A 21,384-nucleotide genomic window follows, 5' to 3' on the forward strand; every position below is an offset into this window, starting at 1 on the left:
CTGCGCTGGCAAAGGAATCTGCCGACTATACGCCATGCCATTCAGCGCTTGTTCAACCCTCGCGCCAGGCGATCACCGCCCAGCTGAATCACTGCCACCAGCGCCACCAGCAACACGATCACCGTCAGCATGATCTGGCTGTCGAAGCGCTGATAGCCGTAGCGATAGGCAATGTCGCCCAGACCGCCGGCGCCGATCGCTCCGGCCATGGCCGAGGAGTTGATCATCGTCACCAGGGTGATGGTGAAACCGCCGACGATCCCCGGCAGCGCCTCGGGCAACAGCACATGCCAGACGATGTGCCAGCGCCGGCAGCCCATGGCCTGCGCGGCTTCGATCAGGCCGTAGTCGACTTCACGCAGGCTCACTTCGGCGATCCGCGCAAAGAACGGCGTGGCCGCGATGGTCAAGGGCACGACGGCTGCCCACACGCCGTAGGTGGTGCCGACGATCAAACGGGTGAACGGAATCAGGGCGACCATCAGAATCAGGAACGGGATCGAACGAAACAGGTTCACGAATGCACCCAACGCGCGATTGAGCACCGGTGCTTCGTAGATGCCGCCCTTGTCGCTGGTGACCAGAATCACCGCCATCGGAATCCCGGCGAGCAATGCGATCAGCGACGACACGCCGACCATCAGAAACGTGTCGATAAAACCCTGCAGCAAGCGATCAAACCACATAACCCAGCACCTCCGTGCGTTGTGCCCACTGGCTGGCACGCTGGCGCAATTCCTCGGCGTTCAGCTTTGAGCCCGCTACCGCCAGCAGCAGTTGCCCGAGCGCGTGGCCCTGAATCCGTTCCACGCCACCCTGGAGCAATTTCACCCGCCCACCGAGCGCGGCGAACAGCGCGGCCAGATCCGGCTCATCCTGCTGGCTGCCGGTGAACTGCAAACGCAGCACAACTGACGCATCGGACGACGACGGTTGCGCCTGCAAACGGCTTTGCAGCTCCTCGGGCAAAGCGTGTTGCAACGGTGCGAGAAGGGTCTGGCTGACCTCGTGCTGTGGATTGCCGAACACTTCCCACACCGGGCCTTGCTCGACGATGCGGCCATGTTCGAGCACGACGACGCGGTCGCAGATTTCCCGGATCACCGCCATCTCGTGGGTGATCAGCACGATGGTCAGGCCCAGGCGTTTGTTGATCTCGCGCAGCAGGCCGAGGATCGACTGGGTGGTTTCCGGATCGAGGGCCGAAGTGGCTTCGTCACACAGCAAAATATCCGGGTCATGCACCAGCGCGCGGGCGATGCCGACCCGCTGTTTCTGCCCGCCGGACAGCTGCGCCGGATACGCCTTGTGCTTGGCTTGCAGGCCCACCAGTTCCAGCAGTTCGCGAACCTTGTTCTCCCGTTGTTCCTTCGGGACGCCAGCGACTTTCAGTGGCAGTTCGACGTTCTGCCACACCGTTTTCGCCGACATCAGGTTGAAGTGCTGGAAGATCATGCCGATCCGCCGGCGCAGGGCGACGAGGCGGTCCTCGTCGTATTCGCCGATGTCCACCTGATCGATCAGCACCCGGCCCGAGGTCGGTTGTTCGAGGCGGTTGATGGTGCGAATCAGCGACGACTTGCCGGCGCCGCTGCGGCCGATGATGCCGAACACTTCACCGCGCTGGATCGCCAGGTCGATGCCTTGCAGGGCAGCGACCGGGCCTTGTTTGCCGTCGTAGGTTTTGCCGAGCCCGACGAAACGCACATGAGCGCGGTTCAGTTCCGGATGCAGTTCGGTGCGCTCCGCAAGCGCGGGTGGCTCTGGAAGATCCAGTCGCCGTTGGATGGCCGCGGTCATCCTCAGCTTTCCCAACCGGCCTGGTACAGCTTGCCGTGAGCCTTATCCAGCGCAGCGCGTACGGCTGGCGAATGTTGGTAAATGTCGACGAACTTGATCAGGCGCGGGTCGGTTTTGCTCTTCGGCTGGATCACGAACTGAATCACGTATTCCTTGTGGTCGAGGCCGTCGAACAGCAACGCGGAGCCCGCATCGAAGGTCTTCGCCAGACGGATGTAGGCCGGGTAGCCCTGGACCAGATCGGCGTCATCGTAGGCGCGCACCAGTTGCACGGCTTCGACTTGCAGGATCTTGATCTTCTTCGGGTTGGCGACGATATCGTCTTCGGTGGCCTTGTAGCCGACGCCCGGTTTGAGGGTGATCAGACCGGCCTTGGCCAGCAGTTGCAGACCGCGTCCGCTGTTGATCGGGTCGTTGGCAATGGCGACGCTGGCGCCTTCCGGCAGCTCGTCGAAGCTTTTGTATTTCTTCGAGTACAGGCCGACGTTGTTGATGATCCCCGGGGCGAATGGCACCAGGTCGAAACCGGAGGCGGCCTTGGCATTTTCCAGGAACGGGATGTGCTGGAAGTAGTTCACGTCGATGTCACCGGCGGCGAGGCTGACGTTCGGCGCGATCCAGTCGGTGAATTCCACCAGCTCGACTTTCAGGCCTTGTTTGGAGGCCTCTTCGACGGCCGCTTCCAGCGGAATCGCGAAGGCGGCGGTGGTGCCGATTTTCAACGGAGCATCGGCGGCGAACACCGCCGAGCTGAACAGGCCGAAGGCCAGGGCCAGTGCTTTGACTGGGTGGGACAGGAGCTTCTTGGTCATGGTGGTTTTCCAGTCAGTGCGAGGAGGAGTGTCGGTAGTGGGCGCCGGTGTGTTGCTGCGGCAAATGCGCTTCGCCGTGAAACAGTTTTTCCCGCAGGCTGCCGCTGTCGTATGCGGTCTTGTACGAACCGCGTCGTTGCAGCTCCGGAATCACCAGATCGATGAAATCCACATAGCTTTCCGGGGTGACGATGCGGGTCAGGTTGAAACCGTCGAGGCCGGTTTCGGCGATCCACGATTCCAGTTCATCCGCCACTTGTTGCGGCGAGCCGACCACGGTGATGTAGCGTCCGCCGAGGGCGTGCTGGTCGAGCAACTTGCGCCGGGTCCAGTCGTTGCTCTGCAGATTCTTGGTGGCGGACTGGATCGCGTTGCTCTTCACGTACTGGATCGGTTCGTCGATTTCGTACTGGGAAAAATCGATCCCGGTGGACGCCGAAAAATGCGCCACGCCCGCTTCGGCGCTGGCGTAGCTCAGGTATTCGGCGTGCTTGGCCCAGGCCGCTTCTTCGGTCTCGCCGACGATCACGTTGAGGCCCATGAACACCTTGATGTCCTCGGGATTGCGCCCGGCTTCGACGGCGCTGGCCCGAACCTTGTCCACCTGCACCTTGGTCGACGGCTTGTTCTGGCCGCTGATGAACACGCACTCGGCATGGCGTCCGGCGAACAGCAGACCGCGATCCGAACTGCCGGCCTGGAACAGCACCGGCGTACGCTGCGGTGACGGTTCGCACAGGTGATAACCCTCGACCTGATAGAACTCGCCCTTGTGCTCGACCTTGTGCACCTTGTCTGGCTGCGCGTAGATCCGCTGCTGTGGATCGTTGAGCACCGCGCCGTTTTCCCAGCTGCCTTCCCAGAGTTTGTAGAGCACTTCGAGGTACTCGTCGGCCTGGTCGTAACGGCGGTCGTGCTCGACCTGTTCACTGAGGCCCATGGCCTTGGCGGCGCTGTCCAGGTAACCGGTGACGATGTTCCAGCCCACCCGTCCACGGCTCAGGTGATCGAGGGTCGACATGCGTCGGGCGAACAAATATGGCGGCTCGTAGGTGAGGTTGGCGGTCAGGCCGAAACCGAGGTTTTTGGTCACCGCGGACATCGCCGATACCAGCAACAACGGATCGTTGACCGGCAGCTGGATCGACTCTTTCAGGGTGACGTCCACCGAGTTCTGGTAGACGTCGTACACGCCGACGATGTCGGCGATGAACAACCCGTCGAACAGCCCGCGCTCCAGCAACTGCGCCAGTTCGGTCCAGTATTCGATTGTCTTGTACTGGGTTGAGGTGTCGCGGGGATGGGTCCACAACCCGTGGTTGATGTGGCCGATGCAGTTCATGTTGAACGCATTGAGCAGGATCTTTTTCTTGCTCATCAGATGGTCCCTCGCAGCGGCGGGTTTGCATCGTTGAGGTAGTAATTGCCCACCGCGTGATACTTCCAGCGCACCGGGTCGTGCAGGGTGTGCACCCGGGCGTTGCGCCAGTGACGGTCGAGGCCGTGCTCGATCAGGGTGGCCTGGCTCCCGGCCAGTTCGAACAGGGTGCTGCCGGCGGCCAGGGAGATTTCGGTGCTGATCGCCCGTGCTTCGGCGACGGCAATCGAAGCCGCTGCAACCGTCTCGGCGTTGGTCTCGGTCTGGGCCGCATCGAGGAATTCGCCGGCGCGTTCGAGCAGGGCTTCGGTGGCGTGCAGGCGAATGCTCAGGTGGCCGAAGCTCTTGAGGGTCAGCGGGTCTTCGGTGGCCTTGTCGTTGCCCGAATCGATCCATGGCCGGGTCTTGCTGCGCACGAAGTGCAGCGCATCTTCGTAGGCAGCGCGGGCGATGCCGGTGTCGATGGCGGCGTGAAGGATCTGCGCCAGCGGGCCGACCGGGGTCGGGCGCTCGAAAGCGCTCTGGAACGGGATGACATCTTCGGCGGCGACATACACGTCTTCGAACACCACCGAACCGCTGCCGGTGGTGCGCTGGCCGAAGCCGCTCCAGTCGTCGATCACGGTCAGGCCTTTGCTGTCGCGGGGGACGAAGGCCAGTTGCTGCACGCCGTGTTCATCGACTACCGACGTTGGAATGCGTTGGGCGTAAATCGCACCGGTCGCATAGAACTTGCGACCGTTGATGCGATAACCGCTGCCGTCACGTTCGAGGCGGGTGACCCGGTCGTGGGCGGTCTTGGTGCCCAGCTCTGCCAAGGCGTTGCCGAAGCGCTGACCGGCGAGGACTTCGGCGTACAGCCGTTGTTTCTGCTCGTGGCTGCCGTTCACCCGAAGCACTTCCAGGGCATAGAAATGGTTCTGTGGAATCTGCCCCAGCGAGCCATCGGCCCGGGCGATCAGGGCGATGACTTTGGCCAGGGTCACGTTGGATACGCCGGCGCCGCCGTACTCCTTGGGCACGCTGATGCCCCACAGGCCGGAGCGGGAAAACACGTCGAGCTCCGGCAGCGGCAGGCGGCGTTCGCGGTCGCGCAGGTTGCTGTCACGCTGGAAATCTTCGGCTAGGTCGCTGGCGACGATCAGGGCTTGCTCGTCGCTGGTGATGAGCGCGACGGGATGGGAAAGAGTCATGTGTTTCTCCAGAGATCTGGTCAAAAGTGTTCGGGTCGTCAGATCCAGGAATGGCGAGCCGGCAACTTGCCGTTGAGGCGATAGGCGCCGACCGCGTGGTACTTCCAGCGCACCGGGTCGTGCAGGGTGTGCACCCGGGCGTTGCGCCAGTGACGGTCGAGGTTGAATTCGGCGAGGGTCGCGCGGCTGCCGGCCAGTTCGAAGAGTTTTTCGCTGGCCAGCAGCGAGATCTCAGTGGTCAGCACCTTGGCTTCGGCCACGGCAATCGAGGCGCGGGCGGCGGACTCGGCGGTCAGTGGCGCGGCGTGCACCTGATCCAGCACCTGCCCGGCCTTGCGCAACAGCGCTTCGGCAGCGTGCAGTTCGATTTTCAGCTTACCGATGTCGGCGATCACGTAGAGATCGTCGCTGGCGCGCTCGACGTTGGCGTCGATCCACGGCCGGGCGCGAGTCTTGACGAACTCGATGGCGTCATCAATGGCGCCACGGGCGATCCCGGCGTCGATCGCCGCTTGAATCAGCTGCGACACCGCGCCTTGGGTGTTGGGCTTTTCGTTGATTTTCCAGTTGTCCACCACGAGGCCGGCATCGACCCGCACGTTGTTCAACAGGATCGTGCCACTGGCGGTGGTGCGCTGGCCGAAACCCGACCAGTCATCGACGATGCGCAACCCCGGTGTGCCGCGACGGACGAAGGCCAGCACTTGCTTGCCGTCATCGTTGAGCGCCTTGACCGCCACCCAGTGGGCGAACAGGGCGCCGGTGGAATAGAACTTCTGGCCGTTGATTACGTAGTCATCTCCGTCGGCGGTAATGCGCGCTTTCAGTTCCAGGGTGTCCTTGGTGCCGCGTTCAGGCCCGGCATTACCGATGCGCCAGCCTTCGAGCACGCTCTGCAACAGCTGTTTTTTCTGCTGTTCGGTGGCGCTGCCGAGGATCAGGTTGATGATGCCGAACTGGTTCTGCGGGATCTGTCCCAGTGCCGGGTCGGCCGCGGAAATGATCGCGAACACTTCGGCCAGGGTCACGAAGGAAACCTGCGGGCCGCCGTACTCGCGCGGAATCGCGATGCTGCCGAGGCCGCTGCGGGTGAACTGTTCGATTTCCGACCACGGCAGCTTGCGCTGACGGTCACGTTTGGCGGCCTGCACGCGGGCGACCTGCGCCAGCTCATGGGCGGCCTTGATGGCTTGAGCGTCATTGCGCAGCACTTGCGCGGGCAACAACAATGGGGCGATGTCCAGGTCACTCTGGACGTTTGCGTCTGCCAGACTGGACATCAGTGCCGCTCCTTGGCTGCACGCAATGCCCTGGCGATCTGCACTGGGGTGATTGTGTTCCGGACCATGTTACCTACCTCACATCTCATGAAAAACGCCGCAAAAGTGCGGCGAACGAAAGAATGTCCGGTGGTCCGGTTCATATACCCTAAGCGCGTATAAAATTTAAATAAACTAACTTTTAGGAATATGTATAGAAGGGGGCGTGATCCGTCTGGTCAAGTTCGCGGCGGCGAGGGAGGACGCCTCTCGCCGAGCGAGGTGTGTCATTTTTTTCGGTGCTCTGCGGCCTTCAGCGTTTCCTTGAGCGGCACCTTGAGGTAGGGATTCACACAACCGATCTTCAGTGTTCGCGGCGGCGCCCAGCGCGAGTTGTTGCCGACCCGGTCGAGGATGCAGTAGGTCACGTCCAGCCGCAGGTCCTCGCCGGCCTCGGTGATGATCGCCGGCGGCACCCAGACCTGAATCGGCTTGTCGATATCGGCCGTGGTGATGCGCGCCAGATCCATCCGTACATCGCCCCAGCGCAGGGTGATGGCGTCGCCTTCGGCCATGTTCAGATAGGGCTCGATGGTCAGCGGTACGCCGCGTTTGATCTGGTTCGCGTTGACGCCTTGACGACGAATGGTGTCGGGCAGGGTCACGGGGGCGAGTTGCTGGTTTTCGTCGCCACACAGCGCTGGAGGCTGTCCACCTGGGCAGTCGAGTTTGACCGTGACCCGCGCCGCTGCCGACAACGATGGTCCGTGACCCACCCGCATGACCCGGTAGTGGATGCGAGACGGACCGCTGGCGATAAAGCTCTCCGGCACACGCAGACTGACGGGGGTGGCGACGTCCTGCGCTGTCAGCACTTGAGAGGCGACATAGCAGTTGTTCCAGAACAGTTCGATCAGATCGCCGATGTCCATGTCCGGGTAGGGCGGCACATCGACCAGCAGATGAGCCGCTGCTGCGAGGTTGATGCCGTGGTTTTGGGATGGCGCCAGGCTCGGCGCGGCCAGTTCGGGGATGTGCGAAGTGCGGGTCATGAAATCCTCTCCTTGAAGCCTTGCAGCGAAATCCGTTTCTGAAAGTTCAAAAGGCCAGAATTGCCTGGTAATAAAAACAGGATCTTTCGGCCAGTCGTTATTGGGTCTTGTTGATGTAGCGGGTTGCGATGAGTGACTAGATAAAAGTTCGCCGAATGGCATGTCAACGGACAGGATTATTTAATTGAAGAATTACGGATTTATCAGAAGCTTCCTACGCGGATAAGGCACTCTACCTATTCTCCATAGCGAATCGGGCCACAGCTTTTGCCGGATTTTATTGCTCTGCCGTCGGTCGGTTTGTACAGCTGGAAATTTGGAGGGGACGAACTTTAATCGCGGGGAGACCTGTTGCAGGACATATATATGTAATGCAGTCACTTGATTAAGTTTTTATTTGGGAGGGTGTAAGCGAAACTTCCGTCCATGGAAGTTTGTATTCGGGGAAGTTTGCAGGTCAGCCGTTGTTTCTGAACTTGCTGAGGAACTGTCGAGTGCGTTCTTCTTGCGGATTGGCAAACAACGCTTTCGCTTCACCTTGTTCGACGATCACGCCTTTATCGAAAAACACCACGCGGTTGGCCACATCACGGGCGAACGCCATTTCGTGGGTGACGATGACCATGGTGCGTTTCTCCTCGGCGAGGCCGCGGATGGTTGCCAGCACTTCACCTACCAGTTCCGGATCGAGGGCCGAGGTCGGCTCGTCGAACAGGATCACTTCCGGCTCCATCGCCAGCGCCCGGGCAATCGCCACGCGCTGTTGCTGGCCACCGGACAGGCGCCGTGGGTAGGCGTCTTCCTTGCCCGCCAGGCCGACCTTGGCCAGCAGCTTCTTGCCCAGGGCAATGGCTGCATCGCGGGGCGTCTTCTTGACCACGATCGGGCCTTCGATGACGTTTTCCAGAGCGGTGCGGTGCGGGAACAGGTTGAAGTTCTGGAACACGAAGCCCACGTGCTGGCGCAGGTTGCGCACCAGGCTCTGCTGCTGGTTCAGCGGGCGGCTGGTATCGATCTCGATCTCGCCAACCTTGATCCGGCCGCTGGTGGGTTGTTCGAGGAAGTTCAGGCAGCGCAGAAACGTGGTCTTGCCCGAGCCGCTGGGGCCGATGATTGCCACGACCTCACCTTCCTTCACCTCCAGATCAATGCCGTTGAGCACGACTTGACCCTTGAACTGCTTTGTCAGTTTTTCCACGACAATCATGGGGTCAGGACTCCTGGTCGTGCCGATTGACCCGCTCTTCCAACTTGTTCTGGAAGTGCGACAGCACCGTGGCCAGAATCCAGTAGATCAGCGCGGCGGCAAGATACATGGTGAAGACTTCGAAAGTCCGGGCGGTAATCAGCTGTGCCTGACGGAACAGCTCCGGCACCTGAATGGTGGCGGCCAGTGCGGTGTCCTTGACCAGCGAAATGAAGCTGTTGCCCAGCGGCGGCAAGGCCGTGCGCATGGCCTGCGGCAGGATGGCCCGGCGCAGGGTCTGCGCGCGGGTCATGCCGATGCTCGCAGCGGCTTCCCACTGGCCGCGTTCGATCGAACCGATCGCGGACCGCAGGATTTCACAGGCGTAGGCGGCCATGTTCAGCGAGAAGCCGATCAGCGCCGCCGGCAGCGGGTCGAGTTCCAGACCCATTTGCGGCAAGCCGTAATAGATCACGAACAGCTGGACCAGCAACGGCGTGCCGCGAAAGAACGACACGTAGATGCGGGCCAGCCAGCTGACCGACTTGAAGCGCGACAGGCGCATCAACGCCAGGCCAAAGCCCAGCAGCAGGCCGAAGAACATGCCGCCCAGGCTGAGGATTACCGTGTAGTACGCGCCCTTCAACAGGAAGGGCGCGGAGTCCAGAGCGAGTTGGAAAGCTTCTTCCATTATTGGGTGACGTCAGCGTTGAAGTATTTCTTGGACAGCTTCTCAAGGGTGCCGTCGGCACGCAGTTCGTCGAGGGCCTTGTTCACGGCGGCCAGCAGTTCAGGCTCGCCTTTGCGCAGGGCGATACCGGCTTCCTGACGCGAGAAGGCTTCACCGGCGGCGACGGTTTTCGGCGCTTTCTTGGCGTATTCCAGTGCAGCCAGACGGTCGATCAGGATCGCGTCGGTACGGCCGTTGTTCAGGTCGGCGAACTTGGTCGGATCATCGTCGTAGGTGCGCACGTCGGCCCCCGGCACGTTGGCGCGGACCCATTGTTCGTAGTTGGTGCCCAAGCCTACGCCGACTTTCTTGCCGGACAGGTCAGCGGCGGACTTGATGTTCAGCGCAGCTTCCTTGTCCTTCAGCACCAGCGCCTGAATCCCGGAGATGGTGTAGGGCTCGGAGAAGTCATACTTCTTCTTGCGCTCGTCGGAGATGGTCACTTGGTTGACCACAACGTCCAGACGCTTGGATTCCAGGGCTGCGAGGATGCCGTCCCATTTGGTCGGCTGAATCTTGGCCTTCACGCCCAGCTTCTTGGCCAGGGCTTCGGACAGCTCGACTTCGAAACCCGACAGCTTGCCGTCGGCATCGACGAAGCTGAACGGTGGGTAAGTGCCTTCCAGGCCGACGTTGATAACGCCTTTGTCCTTGATCTGTTGCAGTTGCTCACCGGCAACCGCCTGCCCCAGCAGACCGGCGCTCAGTGCCAGGCCCAGCGAACCTACCAGCAGATTTCGACGTAGTGCGGAAAAAATCATGACAAGCCCCTGTGTTTTCTTATGGAAGACGCTTAAGGAAAGTTGGCGAATCCGGGAATTGGACGACAGCGCTATCCTGCCTTAAAGCAGCTTATGCGTCTCTCGCGAAATTCGCCTGCGGCGAGACTATATGACGGTTCTTTTAGAATGGAAAATAATGAATTTTCCATTTGTTATTCTTGTGTGGAATATGTGTTTTTCGTATTTCGGGATGCATTCCCACGCAGCGCGTGGGAACGAGCGCGTCAGAGAAAATCCTTGTACGCGAACAACGCCGGGGCGCCGCCGGTGTGCAGGAAAATGATCGGGCCGTCGTCGAAACGCCCGCGGCCGATGCCGTCGAGCAACCCGGCCATGGCCTTGCCGGTGTAGACCGGATCGAGCAGCACGGCGTCCTGGCTGGCCAGCAGTTTCACCGCCGCCAGTGTCCCGGCGTTCGGCTCGCCGTAGCGCGGGCCGAAGTATTCGTCCCACAACTCGACCTTGAAACTGTCCGGCAGCGCCACGCCCAGCAGGTCGGCGGTGCGTTCGGCCAGGCCCTGGACTTTCGGGCGCTGATCTTCTTCGCTGCGCGACACCGTCACGCCGATCACCGGCAGTTGTGGCAGGGCTTCACTCAACGCCAACGCCAGACCGCTGTGAGTGCCGGCGCTGCCCGAGGCCAGGACCACGGCGGAAAATTGCAGGCCGGTGTCCTTGATCTGCTCCGCCAGCTCCAGACCGGCGCGCACATAACCCAGCGCGCCGAGGGAGTTGGAGCCACCGATCGGTACCAGATACGGCTTCTTGCCGTTGCTGCGCAGGCGCACGGCGAGGGCGGCCAGTTGTTCGTCGGCGTTGTCGAGGTTGTCGACCAGCTCGACCTTGGTGTCGAACAGGTCCAGCAGCAGGCGGTTGCCGTTGCCGGTGTAGTTGCTGTCGTCGGTGCCCAGTGGATTTTCCAGCAGCGCTACGCAACCCAGGCCCAGTTTGGCGGCCAGCGCGGCGGTCTGGCGAACGTGGTTCGATTGCAGTGCGCCGGCGGTGATCAAGGTGTCCGCGCCTTGGGCGAGGGCATCGGCGGCGAGGTATTCGAGCTTGCGCAGCTTGTTGCCGCCCATGGCCAGCGGCGTCAGGTCATCACGCTTGATGTAGACATCGCGGCCGAGCCAGGTGGACAGGCGCTCGAGTTTTTCCAGTGGGGTCGGTTGGCCGAGCAGGTCGAGGCGGTTAAAGCGGTCCAGCTGTTGTTTGATCGGTTGTGTGGACATGGTTCCGTACTGATGCAAGGAGATGTCAGGACTATAGGCACGCCGATTTACCGGGGCAACCGCCAATCGCTTATAGCCAAATGTGCTTAAGCCAGCACTATCGGTTCTTAATTCGCCCCGGTGGGCTTGCCGTAAAGTAGTCGCCGTTGACGCGGCCAGACAGTCCGGCCGCCCGTGAGGAGTCTTTACCGTGAGCGAGCGTTCCAGCCATTGGCAATTGCAGACCATCGTCAGCCAGCTGCGTACTGCGCGGGATCAGTGGCGGGCACAAAATGGCCGTGCTTCCGGCGAGCAGGGCGGGCGCGAGTTGCCGTCCCGCGATGCGATGGCGCAGATCCTTGAAGCCCTGTGCGGCGCACTGTTTCCGATGCGGCTGGGGCCGGTGGATCTGCGTGAAGAGAGCGAGGATTTTTACGTCGGTCATACCCTCGATGTCGCGCTGAATGCGTTGCTGGCCCAGGCACGGCTCGAGTTGCGTTACGTCGCCCGTCACAGTGCCCAGGCCGACACTGAAGTCGAGGCACAGGCGATCAGGATCATCCAGGATTTCGCCCTCGCATTGCCGGGCCTGCGCAGCCTGCTCGACACCGATGTGCTGGCGGCGTATCACGGCGATCCGGCGGCGCGCAGCGTCGATGAAGTGCTGCTGTGCTATCCGGGGATTCTGGCGGTGATTCACCATCGTCTGGCTCACCATTTGTATCGCGCGGGCCTGCCGTTGCTGGCGCGGATCAGTTCGGAAATCGCCCACTCGGCGACCGGCATCGATATTCACCCGGGCGCGCAGATCGGCCGCAGTTTCTTCATCGACCACGGGACGGGTGTGGTGATCGGCGAGACCGCGATCATCGGCGAGCGCGTCAGGATTTATCAGGCGGTAACCCTCGGCGCCAAACGCTTCCCGGCGGACGAGGACGGCCAGTTGCAGAAAGGCCATCCACGCCATCCGATCGTCGAGGACGACGTGGTGATTTACGCCGGGGCGACGATTCTCGGGCGGATCACCATCGGCAAAGGCTCGACCATCGGCGGCAATGTGTGGCTGACCCGCAGCGTGCCGGCCGGGTGCAACCTGACCCAGGCCAATCTGCAGCATGATGACGGGACGCAGAAGTAAAACATCAAAAGCCACCCTCACCCCAGCCCTCTCCCGGAGGGAGAGGGAGCCGACCGAGGTGTCTGGCGCTGTACATCGACCTGAAACACCGAGTCGATTATGGATTCAGCGAAGCACTTTCACGTCGGCGTATCTCTTGAATATCCCCCAATCAGTCCCTTTTCCCTGAGGAGAGGAAAAAAAACAGTCGATTATGGATTCGGTACAGCAAGATCAGGTCGGTGAAATTCTTAAGCATCCCCCAGTCAGTCCCCTCTCCCTCCGGGAGAGGGTTAGGGTGAGGGCGCTTTTGACTTTGATTTTTCCACTGAACGAATCCGCCCAAACCCCCGTCATACCCAACCTTGAGCTAGCGTACGAAAGGTACCGCTGAGCCCTGCGATTAGTCCTGAGCGTACTATCCATGTTTAACTTGAACGTTCATTCAAGTTAAATCGGCGGTTCGCTGCCCGCTCACAACAGGAGGCTTGCCTTTGCTGAGTCCGATCATTTCAGCCATTTTCCAACCCCTTGAGGTGCACCGTTCATGAGTGCATCGTCCACCCCCGCCAGCGGTCTGGTGCGCATGAATCCGCCGGTGTTCTGGTTCGCCGCGACGGTGATCCTGCTGTTTGGCCTGACGGTCATCGCCATGCCGGAACAGGCCGGCGCCTGGCTTCTCGAAGCGCAAAACTGGGCGGCCAACACGGTCGGCTGGTACTACATGCTCGCGATGACCCTGTATCTGGTCTTCGTGGTGGTCACCGCGTTATCGGGCTACGGCAAGATCAAGCTCGGTGCCGACCACGACGAACCCGAATTCAGTTACCTGTCCTGGGCCGGCATGCTGTTCGCCGCCGGGATCAGCATCACGCTGTTTTTCTTCTGCGTGTCCGAACCGTTGACCCACATGCTCCAGCCGCCGCAAGGCGAGGCCGGCACCCCGGAGGCGGCGCGTCAGGCGATGCAGATTCTGTTTCTGCACTGGGGCCTGCACGGCTGGGGCGTGTTCGCCTTCGTCGGCATGGCTCTGGCGTATTTCGCCTACCGGCATAACCTGCCGCTGGCGCTGCGCTCGGCGCTGTACCCGCTGATCGGCAAGCGCATCAACGGCCCCATCGGCTACGCCGTGGACGGCTTCGGCATCATCGCCACGGTGTTCGGCCTCGGTGCGGACATGGGCTTCGGCGTGCTCCATCTCAACTCCGGTCTGGACTATCTGTTCGGCATCGCCCACACCCAGTGGATTCAGGTCGGCCTGATCACGCTGATGATGGGCGCGGCGATCATCGTCGCCGTCTCGGGTGTGGATAAAGGCGTGCGGGTCATGTCCGACATCAACATGCTGCTGGCCTGTGCGCTGCTGCTGTTCGTGTTGTTCGCCGGCCCTACCCAGCATTTGCTCAACACCCTGATCCAGAATCTGGGCGACTACCTCGGCGCGTTGCCGATGAAGAGTTTCGACCTCTACGCCTACGACAAACCGAGCGACTGGCTCGGCGGCTGGACGGTGTTCTACTGGGCCTGGTGGATCGCGTGGTCGCCGTTCGTGGGCCTGTTCATCGCACGGATTTCCCGTGGTCGGACCATCCGCGAATTCGTCTTCGGCGTGTTGCTGATTCCGCTCGGTTTCACCCTGGCGTGGATGTCGATCTTCGGCAACAGCGCCATCGACCAGGTGCTCAATCACGGTATGTCGGCGCTGGGCATGTCGGCCCTCGACAACCCGTCGATGACTCTTTACCTGCTGCTGGAAACCTACCCGTGGAGCAAGACTGTCATCGCGGTAACGGTGTTCATCAGCTTCGTGTTCTTCGTCACCTCCGCCGACTCCGGCACCGTGGTGCTCTCGACCCTGTCGGCCAAGGGCGGTAACCCGGATGAAGACGGCCCGAAATGGCTGCGGGTGTTCTGGGGCGCGATGACCGCGCTGATCACCAGCGCGCTGCTGTTCTCCGGCAGCATCGATGCGCTGAAGTCGGCGGTAGTGCTCACCTCCTTGCCGTTCTCGCTGATTCTGCTGCTGATGATGTGGGGCCTGCACAAGGCGTTCTACCTGGAGTCGCAGAAGCAGATCGCGCAACTGCATTCGCTGGCGCCGGTGTCCGGTTCACGGCGGGGCAAGGGCGGCTGGCGTCAGCGTCTGAGCCAGGCCGTGCACTTCCCGTCGCGCGACGAGGTGTACCGCTTCATGGACACCACGGTGAAGCCGGCCATCGAAGAAGTGACTGCCGTGTTCGCCGAGAAAGGCCTGAACGTGGTCACCCAACCGGATCCGGCTCACGACAGCGTCAGCCTGGAAATCGGTCACGGTGAACAGCACCCGTTCATCTACCAGGTGCAGATGCGCGGCTACTTCACGCCGTCGTTCGCCCGTGGTGGCATGGGCTCCAAGCAGCTCAACAATCGCCGCTACTACCGCGCCGAAGTGCACTTGAGCGAGGGCAGTCAGGACTACGATCTGGTTGGTTACACGAAAGAGCAGATCATCAACGACATCCTCGACCAGTACGAACGGCACATGCAGTTCCTGCATCTGGTGCGTTGATCGGAGCAGGGCGCCGGGACGCTTTCAGGTCTCGGCGCTCAGCACCATGAACAACACCATCGCCGCCAGCGGCACGCCATAAACGGCGCTGCCGATCGCAATCTCCGTCCCCAGCGGCTGCCCGGCGTGCACCACGCCGACCGCACCATTGATCACCGTCAACGCCAGCCACAACGCCGCGAACACATAGGCCAGCGTCTGCCGACTGAAGCCGATGCGCTCGCCGATGTAAAACATCAGCGCCAGCAGGATCAGGCCGAAGAAGATGATGATTGCGGTGTGCATGGATGTGCCTGCGGGATGTGCGGTGTTTGATCGGACGATTTCGCGGGCAAGCCCGCGAAGGCGCCACCTCGGTTTCATTTAGAGCATAGCCAAACCCGCCCACGCCATATTCGTCAGGTACTTTCCCGCTCAATGACCGTGCATTGCAGCAGATTCAACCGCTGCACCTCATCACTCGGCAGCACGCCCAGACTTTCCAGCACCCGCGTCGCCGCCAGTACGCCGATCTCCAGCGCGGGCGGTTTGATCGTGCTCAGGCTCGGCAGCAGCATCTCGGCGAACGGGTAGTCGCCAAAGCCGAGGACGGCGCAGTCTTCGGGGATGTTGAGGCCGGCGCGTTGTCCGGCGAGCAGGCCGCCGGCGGCGAGGTTGTCGTTGGCGAAGATGATCGCGTCCGGGCGTGGGGAGGCGTTCATCAGTGCTTCCATCGCTTGCTTGCCGGCCTCGAACGGGGCACGATCGGCGTCGGGTGCGAATACCCAGGGCTCAAGTCCTAGCTTGCGCACGGTCGCGGCGTAACCGTCGCGGCGTTCCAGTGCGCTGAAGTCGCCGGGTGCGCTGTTCTGCACGAAGGCGATGCGTCGATAGCCTTTACCGTGCAGATAACGAGCGGCGCTGACACCCACTTCAAAGTGCGAGAAACCGATCTGCATCGGCTCGCGATCCGGTTGGTAATCCCAGGTTTCGATCACCGGGATATCCGCTTCGGCGAGCATCTTTTCCGTGCCCGCGCTATGGAAGTGGCTGGTGACTACCAGCGCTGCAGGCGACCAGCCGAGGAATGCCCGCACCGCGTTTTCTTCCTGCTCGGCGCTGAAGTAACTCGAGGCCAGAAGTAGCTGATAGCCGTGACGGCTGAGGGTGTCGCTGAAGCCCTGAATGGTGTTGGCGAAGATCGGCCCGGAGATGTTCGGGATCACCATGCCGACGATTTTCCCCCGCGCCGAGGCGAGCCCGCCGGCCACCAGATTCGGCACGTATCCCAGCTCGGCGACCACCGCCGCGATCCGTTCGCGGCGTTCGGGCGAGACCTGTTCCGGCTGGTTGAAGTAGCGCGACACGGTGATCGCCGAAACACCGGCCTGGCGCGCCACCGCGTTGAGGGTCACGCGACCGGCGCCACGGCGTTTGCGGGGCTTTTCTTCGCTCAAGGCTCGATCCTTCTTAAAAACCAAAACGCATATAAAAGTAATTTTTCAGTATTGGACGGTCTATGTCCGGCTTGCCAATACTGGCGATGTTAGCGCTAACAAAGCGCGTTGTCTGCTACTCGCTCGAGCGAATGCCCAAGACACCGAGACAGGCGCTGTCGTCGCAGAACGGCAGCGGTTCAGGGCAACTTTTCGAGCGGGCAAACATGCACAACATTCCTGGGGCGACACATAAACTGGCGCAATCGATCCGCGCTGCGGGCTGGCTACTCACCGGGCTGGCTGCGCTGCCGCTGCCCGCCGCGTTCGCCGCGGACAGCACCGATCAGGAGCCGACACTCAAGTCCGTCACGGTCACCGCCACCCGCCGCGAAGAGTCGCTGCAAAAGGTGCCGGTGGCGGTATCGGTGATCGACGGCGAGCAGCTGGAACGCGACAACCGCAACAGCGTGGCGAGCATCGTCCAGCAAGTGCCGTCGCTGAATTTCCGCACTGGCGCATCGAACAAGGACACCTCGTTGTTCGTGCGCGGCGTGGGGACCATTTCCACCTCGCCGGGCGTCGAACCGACTGTGGCCACGGTAATCGATGGCGTGGTCTACGCCCGTCCCGGCCAGTCCACTCTCGATCTGCTGGACCTGGAACGCGTCGAAGTCCTGCGCGGCCCGCAAGGCACGCTGTTCGGCAAGAACGCCTCGGCCGGTGTGCTGAACATCACCAGCAAGGCGCCGACCGCCGAGACCCACGGCTACATCGATCAGTCGTACTACAGCGGCAACGAAAGCCGCACCCGTTTCGGCATCGGCGGCAGCCTGATTCCGGAAACACTCAAGGGCTCGATCAGCACCTTGTTCGGCACTTACGACGGCAACGTCGACAACCAGCACAACGGTCAGGAGGTCAACGGGTATAACCATCGCGGCGTGCGCGGCAAACTGGAATTCACCCCGAACGACGACATCACCTTCACCCTGATCGCCGACTACATGCAGTCCCACGATGACGGCCCGAACGGCGTCGTGACCAAGGCTCTGACCCCGGCCTTCGCGAATGCGTTGAGCCCGGTCGGCGCCACCAGCCACAATCGCGACATCAACACCGACACCCGTTCCCACGTTGAGGACACCAACAAGGGCCTGTCCGGCCAGCTCGACTGGCAACTGGGCGATTACACCCTGACGTCGATCACCGCGTGGCGTGGCTGGGACAACACTCAGTATCAGGATGGCGATCGCCTCGGTACGGTGACGGCGGCGTTCCCCGGCACGGCGGACAAGGGCGATCTGGCCTTCGACCAGTACTCGCAGGAGCTGCGTCTGGCGTCGCCGAAAGGCGAGTTCCTCGAATACGTCGGCGGCCTGTTCTACATGCACGGCAAGGATGACGAGACCTACCAACGCACGCTGACCACCACACGGACAGATCGCGGCGTCGCCGATTACAGCACCACCAGCGACAGCTATGCGGTGTTCGGCGAGAGCACGCTGAATTTCACCTCGAACTTTCGTGGCATCGCCGGCCTGCGCTACACCCACGACAATCTCGAATACGATCACCGTCGCGTCTCTACGTCCGCCACCGCCGTCAGCGGCATTCAACCGGCGACCAGCAGTTCCGGCTCGGTGGATGAGGACGGCTGGTCGGGCCGGCTCGGTTTGCAGTACGACCTGAGCGATACCGTCACCACTTATCTGACCTACTCGCGTGGCTACAAAGGCCCGGCCTACAACGTGTTCTTCAACATGCAGCCGCGCGACACGGAAGCGCTGAAACCGGAAACCTCCAACACCTGGGAGGCGGGGATCAAAGCCTCAAGCTGGAACAATCGCCTGACCACCAACCTGGCGGTTTTCCACAGCGACTACGACAACTATCAGGCGAACTTTTTCGACACCGTCGCCGGGCAAGTCGTAACGCGCCTGATCAACGCCGGCAGCGTCAGCACCGAGGGTGTGGAACTTGATTTCGCCCTGCAGGCGACCCAGCAACTGAAGTTCTCCGGCGCGCTGGCCTACACCCGCGCCCGCATCGACGAGTTCGCCTGCCCGGCGGGCGCGGCGGCGTCGTGCAACGTCAACGGCAAACCGCTGCCGTTCAGCCCGGACTGGAAAAGCTACGTGCGGGCCGACTACACGATCCCGCTGGATAACGGCCTGGATATCGAACTCGGCACCGATTACAGCTGGCAGAGCGAAGTGCAGTACGACATCAGCCAGAACGCCGATACCAAACAGGGCGCCTACGGCCTCTGGAACGCCAGCGTGGCTCTGGCCGATTACACCAACGGCTGGCGCGTGGCGTTGCTCGGCAAGAACCTCACCGACAAGTCGTATTCGCCATTGCTCGCCAGCGGTGGCAACTACATCTACCGCGCTGTGCCTCGCGACGACGAGCGCTACTTCGGCGTGCAACTGCGCAAGGACTTCTGAGATGAGCAGACAGCTGAAACTCGGCGCGTTCCTCATGGCCACCGGGCACCACGTTGCCGCGTGGCGTCACCCGGAAGTGCCGGCCAACGCCGGGCTGGATTTCGCCCATTACAAACGGCTGGCGCAGATTGCCGAGGCAGCGAAGTTCGACACTCTGTTCGTCGCCGACAGCGTCGCCGCCCCGACCCAGGACATCGCCAGCCGCATGGCCCGTTCGGATCACTTCGAACCGCTGACGTTGCTCTCGGCGTTGAGCGCAGTGACCGAGCACATCGGCCTGATCGCCACCGCCACCACCAGCTACAACGAGCCGTACCACGTGGCGCGCAAGTTCGCTTCGCTCGATCACCTGTCGGGCGGGCGAGCGGGGTGGAATCTGGTGACCTCGGACAACGCCGCCGAAGCGCAGAATTTTGGCCGCGACGAACACATCGGCCATGCCGAACGCTACAGCCGCGCCCGGGAATTTCATCAGGTGGTCACGGGTCTCTGGGACAGTTGGCAGGACGATGCCTTCATTCGCGACAAAGCCAGCGGCGCGTATTACGACCCGGAAAAACTGCACGTGCTGAATCACGTCGGCAAGCACTTCAAGGTCAAAGGCCCGCTGAATGTCGCGCGTTCGCCACAGGGGCAGCCAGTGATCGTGCAGGCCGGCTCGTCGGAAACCGGGCGTGAACTGGCGGCGCAGACGGCCGAAGTGGTGTTCACCGCGCAGACTTCACTGGCCAGCGCCCAAGCCTTCTACGCCGACCTCAAGGGCCGCTTGCCGAAGTACGGACGCAGTGCCGATTCGCTGAAAATCATGCCCGGCGTGTTTGTCGTGGTCGGGCAGACGGAAGCCCAAGCGCAGGAAAAATGTGAAACGTTTCAGCAATTGGTCGAACCCGAGGTTGGCGTCGCCCTGCTTGGGCGTATGCTGGGCAACTTCGATCTGTCGAAGTACCCGCTGGACGGGCCGCTGCCGGAATTGCCGCTGACTGACAGCGGCCAGCAAAGCCGACAGAAACTGCTGACCGAACTGGCCGGCCGAGAACATCTGACCCTGGCCGAACTGGGTCGCAGAATCGCTGGCGGTCGCGGGCATTACAGCGTCGTCGGCACTCCGGCGCAGATTGCCGACCGTTTGCAGGAATGGTTCGAGCAGGGCGCGGCGGACGGTTTCAACGTGCTGGTGCCACATCTGCCCGGCGGGCTCGAAGACTTCGCCAATGGCGTGGTCCCGGAACTGCAACGGCGTGGGCTGTTCAGAACCGAATACGAGGGCCGGACCTTGCGCCAGAACCTTGGCCTCGCCCGGCCCGGCAATAGATTTGCGTAGCAATCGACACCTGATTCAAGACCGACAAGAGAGGATTCGATGACTTACACCGCTGCCGAAAACCGCTATGACTCCATCCCTTACCGCCGCGTCGGACGCAGCGGTCTGGTGCTGCCGGCGCTGTCCCTGGGCCTGTGGCACAACTTCGGCGACAGCACGCCGATCGACACCCAGCGCTCGTTGCTGCGCACGGCGTTCGACCTGGGCATCAACCACTTCGACCTGGCCAACAACTATGGCCCGCCCTACGGCAGCGCCGAGACCAATTTCGGCCGTCTGCTGCGCGAAGACTTCAAGCAGTATCGCGACGAACTGATCATCTCCAGCAAGGCCGGCTGGGACATGTGGCCCGGCCCTTACGGCCAGGGCGGTGGCTCGCGTAAATATGTGCTGGCCAGCCTCGACCAAAGCCTGCAACGCCTGGGCCTGGACTATGTGGATATCTTCTATTCGCACCGCTTTGACCCGGACACCCCGCTGGAAGAAACCGCCAGCGCGCTCGCCACTGCGGTGCAGCAGGGCAAGGCGTTGTACATCGGTATCTCGTCGTACTCCGGGGTGAAAACCCGCGAAATCGCCGCGTTGCTCAAAGAGTGGAAAGTGCCGCTGTTGATTCACCAACCGGCCTACAACCTGCTCAACCGCTGGGTGGAAAAGGACCTGCTCGACACCACCGACGAACTCGGCACCGGCGTGATTGCGTTCACCCCGCTGGCGCAAGGCCTGCTGACCGACAAGTACCTCAACGGCGTGCCGGCGGATGCGCGGGTCAATCGTCCGGGCGGTGGTTCGTTGCAGGCTTCGCATTTGTCCGAGGCCAACATCGCTCACGTGCGGGCGCTGAACGAGATCGCCAAACGTCGTGGCCAGAGCCTGGCGCAACTGGCATTGGCGTGGACACTGCGGGATCCGCGGGTGACTTCGGCGCTGATCGGTGCGAGCCGGCCGGAGCAGATAGTCGAGAACGTCGGGGCTTTGAAGAATCTGAGTTTCAGTGCGGAGGAACTGGCGGAGATTGACCGGTTTGCCCAGGAGGGCGGGATCAATCTTTGGGAGAAGCCTTCGACGGCGGAGTGATCGAAACTGGGGGGTGGGTCAGATAGATCCCCCCTCACCCCAGCCCTCTCCCCCAG

At 61.9% G+C, this 21,384-nt stretch carries 18 protein-coding genes; 5 read left to right on the forward strand and 13 right to left on the reverse strand.

Going from position 1 to position 21,384, the window contains the following annotated elements:
* Positions 1 to 41 precede the first annotated feature (41 nt).
* The 11 genes from C1X29_RS24425 to C1X29_RS24475 form a co-directional block, all read right to left on the reverse strand.
* A complete protein-coding gene (locus C1X29_RS24425; protein ID WP_102718558.1) occupies positions 42 to 686 on the reverse strand; it encodes a methionine ABC transporter permease in 645 nt (214 codons plus the stop codon).
* The gene (locus tag C1X29_RS24430) at positions 676 to 1,800 is read right to left on the reverse strand and encodes a methionine ABC transporter ATP-binding protein (RefSeq protein ID WP_102718559.1); all 1,125 of its coding nucleotides are present in this window, start codon (positions 1,798 to 1,800) and stop codon (positions 676 to 678) included. The genes C1X29_RS24425 and C1X29_RS24430 overlap by 11 nt, the downstream gene beginning before the upstream one ends.
* 2 nt (positions 1,801 to 1,802) lie before the next feature.
* The gene (locus tag C1X29_RS24435; RefSeq protein WP_007952748.1) at positions 1,803 to 2,612 is read right to left on the reverse strand and encodes a MetQ/NlpA family ABC transporter substrate-binding protein; all 810 of its coding nucleotides are present in this window, start codon (positions 2,610 to 2,612) and stop codon (positions 1,803 to 1,805) included.
* A gap of 13 nt (positions 2,613 to 2,625) precedes the next feature.
* The gene (locus C1X29_RS24440) at positions 2,626 to 3,990 is read right to left on the reverse strand and encodes an LLM class flavin-dependent oxidoreductase (RefSeq protein WP_102718560.1); all 1,365 of its coding nucleotides are present in this window, start codon (positions 3,988 to 3,990) and stop codon (positions 2,626 to 2,628) included.
* The gene (locus C1X29_RS24445; RefSeq protein ID WP_102718561.1) at positions 3,990 to 5,183 is read right to left on the reverse strand and encodes an SfnB family sulfur acquisition oxidoreductase; all 1,194 of its coding nucleotides are present in this window, start codon (positions 5,181 to 5,183) and stop codon (positions 3,990 to 3,992) included. The genes C1X29_RS24440 and C1X29_RS24445 overlap by 1 nt, the downstream gene beginning before the upstream one ends.
* 38 nt (positions 5,184 to 5,221) lie before the next feature.
* Entirely contained in the window at positions 5,222 to 6,463 is a 1,242-nt protein-coding gene (locus C1X29_RS24450) for an SfnB family sulfur acquisition oxidoreductase (protein ID WP_085746329.1), read from the reverse strand.
* A 266-nt stretch (positions 6,464 to 6,729) separates the two neighbouring features.
* Complete coding sequence (locus C1X29_RS24455) at positions 6,730 to 7,494, reverse strand: hypothetical protein (RefSeq protein ID WP_102718562.1); 765 nt, start codon at positions 7,492 to 7,494, stop codon at positions 6,730 to 6,732.
* 457 nt (positions 7,495 to 7,951) lie between these two features.
* Positions 7,952 to 8,701 (reverse strand): L-cystine ABC transporter ATP-binding protein TcyN, encoded by a 750-nt coding sequence (gene tcyN / locus C1X29_RS24460; RefSeq protein WP_085746330.1) that lies wholly within the window; start codon positions 8,699 to 8,701, stop codon positions 7,952 to 7,954.
* Positions 8,702 to 8,705: 4 nt separating this feature from the next.
* On the reverse strand, positions 8,706 to 9,371 hold the full coding sequence (gene tcyL, locus C1X29_RS24465; RefSeq protein ID WP_085746331.1) for a cystine ABC transporter permease: 666 nt from the start codon (positions 9,369 to 9,371) through the stop codon (positions 8,706 to 8,708).
* On the reverse strand, positions 9,371 to 10,171 hold the full coding sequence (tcyJ, locus tag C1X29_RS24470) for a cystine ABC transporter substrate-binding protein (protein WP_102718563.1): 801 nt from the start codon (positions 10,169 to 10,171) through the stop codon (positions 9,371 to 9,373). Before tcyJ ends, tcyL begins: the two co-directional genes overlap by 1 nt.
* A gap of 245 nt (positions 10,172 to 10,416) precedes the next feature.
* Positions 10,417 to 11,421, reverse strand: a complete 1,005-nt coding sequence (locus C1X29_RS24475; RefSeq protein WP_102718564.1) for a D-cysteine desulfhydrase — start codon at positions 11,419 to 11,421, stop codon at positions 10,417 to 10,419.
* Positions 11,422 to 11,611: 190 nt separating this feature from the next.
* On the opposite strand from C1X29_RS24475, the gene epsC reads away from it, so the two are divergent.
* On the forward strand, positions 11,612 to 12,538 hold the full coding sequence (gene epsC / locus C1X29_RS24480) for a serine O-acetyltransferase EpsC (protein ID WP_007952730.1): 927 nt from the start codon (positions 11,612 to 11,614) through the stop codon (positions 12,536 to 12,538).
* A 565-nt stretch (positions 12,539 to 13,103) separates the two neighbouring features.
* Positions 13,104 to 15,065: a choline transporter BetT gene (betT, locus tag C1X29_RS24490; protein ID WP_165369568.1), complete on the forward strand. Its 1,962-nt coding sequence runs from the start codon at positions 13,104 to 13,106 to the stop codon at positions 15,063 to 15,065.
* Between the two features lie 24 nt (positions 15,066 to 15,089).
* Here the strand turns inward: betT and C1X29_RS24495 are convergent, their stop codons facing one another.
* Both C1X29_RS24495 and C1X29_RS24500 read right to left on the reverse strand, forming a co-directional pair.
* Positions 15,090 to 15,350: a hypothetical protein gene (locus C1X29_RS24495; RefSeq protein WP_102687490.1), complete on the reverse strand. Its 261-nt coding sequence runs from the start codon at positions 15,348 to 15,350 to the stop codon at positions 15,090 to 15,092.
* A gap of 113 nt (positions 15,351 to 15,463) precedes the next feature.
* Positions 15,464 to 16,501: a LacI family DNA-binding transcriptional regulator gene (locus tag C1X29_RS24500; protein ID WP_102718566.1), complete on the reverse strand. Its 1,038-nt coding sequence runs from the start codon at positions 16,499 to 16,501 to the stop codon at positions 15,464 to 15,466.
* A gap of 206 nt (positions 16,502 to 16,707) precedes the next feature.
* Here C1X29_RS24500 and C1X29_RS24505 point away from each other — a divergent pair, with 206 nt between their 5' ends.
* The 3 genes from C1X29_RS24505 to mgrA are packed head-to-tail and all read left to right on the forward strand — an operon-like array spanning position 16,708 to position 21,328.
* Positions 16,708 to 18,930 (forward strand): TonB-dependent receptor, encoded by a 2,223-nt coding sequence (locus C1X29_RS24505; protein ID WP_102718567.1) that lies wholly within the window; start codon positions 16,708 to 16,710, stop codon positions 18,928 to 18,930.
* A 1-nt stretch (position 18,931) separates the two neighbouring features.
* Positions 18,932 to 20,251, forward strand: coding sequence for an LLM class flavin-dependent oxidoreductase (locus tag C1X29_RS24510; protein ID WP_102718568.1), 1,320 nt, complete (start codon positions 18,932 to 18,934; stop codon positions 20,249 to 20,251).
* A gap of 39 nt (positions 20,252 to 20,290) precedes the next feature.
* Positions 20,291 to 21,328 (forward strand): L-glyceraldehyde 3-phosphate reductase, encoded by a 1,038-nt coding sequence (mgrA, locus tag C1X29_RS24515; RefSeq protein ID WP_102718569.1) that lies wholly within the window; start codon positions 20,291 to 20,293, stop codon positions 21,326 to 21,328.
* The last annotated feature ends 56 nt before the right edge of the window (positions 21,329 to 21,384 follow it).

Origin of the sequence: Pseudomonas sp. GW456-12-10-14-LB2 (assembly GCF_002884345.1) — a bacterium.
GTDB classification, from domain to species: domain Bacteria; phylum Pseudomonadota; class Gammaproteobacteria; order Pseudomonadales; family Pseudomonadaceae; genus Aquipseudomonas; species Aquipseudomonas paraglycinae.

Coding starts and splice junctions, on each gene's coding strand:
- C1X29_RS24425 (WP_102718558.1), bottom strand. CDS start 686: ATGTGGTTTGATCGCTTGCTGCAGGGTTTTATCGACACGTTTCTGATG.
- C1X29_RS24440 (WP_102718560.1), bottom strand. CDS start 3,990: ATGAGCAAGAAAAAGATCCTGCTCAATGCGTTCAACATGAACTGCATC.
- C1X29_RS24475 (WP_102718564.1), bottom strand. CDS start 11,421: ATGTCCACACAACCGATCAAACAACAGCTGGACCGCTTTAACCGCCTC.
- C1X29_RS24450 (WP_085746329.1), bottom strand. CDS start 6,463: ATGTCCAGTCTGGCAGACGCAAACGTCCAGAGTGACCTGGACATCGCC.
- tcyJ (WP_102718563.1), bottom strand. CDS start 10,171: ATGATTTTTTCCGCACTACGTCGAAATCTGCTGGTAGGTTCGCTGGGC.
- C1X29_RS24445 (WP_102718561.1), bottom strand. CDS start 5,183: ATGACTCTTTCCCATCCCGTCGCGCTCATCACCAGCGACGAGCAAGCC.
- betT (WP_165369568.1), top strand. CDS start 13,104: ATGAATCCGCCGGTGTTCTGGTTCGCCGCGACGGTGATCCTGCTGTTT.
- C1X29_RS24455 (WP_102718562.1), bottom strand. CDS start 7,494: ATGACCCGCACTTCGCACATCCCCGAACTGGCCGCGCCGAGCCTGGCG.
- C1X29_RS24510 (WP_102718568.1), top strand. CDS start 18,932: ATGAGCAGACAGCTGAAACTCGGCGCGTTCCTCATGGCCACCGGGCAC.
- tcyL (WP_085746331.1), bottom strand. CDS start 9,371: ATGGAAGAAGCTTTCCAACTCGCTCTGGACTCCGCGCCCTTCCTGTTG.
- C1X29_RS24430 (WP_102718559.1), bottom strand. CDS start 1,800: ATGACCGCGGCCATCCAACGGCGACTGGATCTTCCAGAGCCACCCGCG.
- C1X29_RS24495 (WP_102687490.1), bottom strand. CDS start 15,350: ATGCACACCGCAATCATCATCTTCTTCGGCCTGATCCTGCTGGCGCTG.
- C1X29_RS24435 (WP_007952748.1), bottom strand. CDS start 2,612: ATGACCAAGAAGCTCCTGTCCCACCCAGTCAAAGCACTGGCCCTGGCC.
- C1X29_RS24505 (WP_102718567.1), top strand. CDS start 16,708: ATGCACAACATTCCTGGGGCGACACATAAACTGGCGCAATCGATCCGC.
- mgrA (WP_102718569.1), top strand. CDS start 20,291: ATGACTTACACCGCTGCCGAAAACCGCTATGACTCCATCCCTTACCGC.
- tcyN (WP_085746330.1), bottom strand. CDS start 8,701: ATGATTGTCGTGGAAAAACTGACAAAGCAGTTCAAGGGTCAAGTCGTG.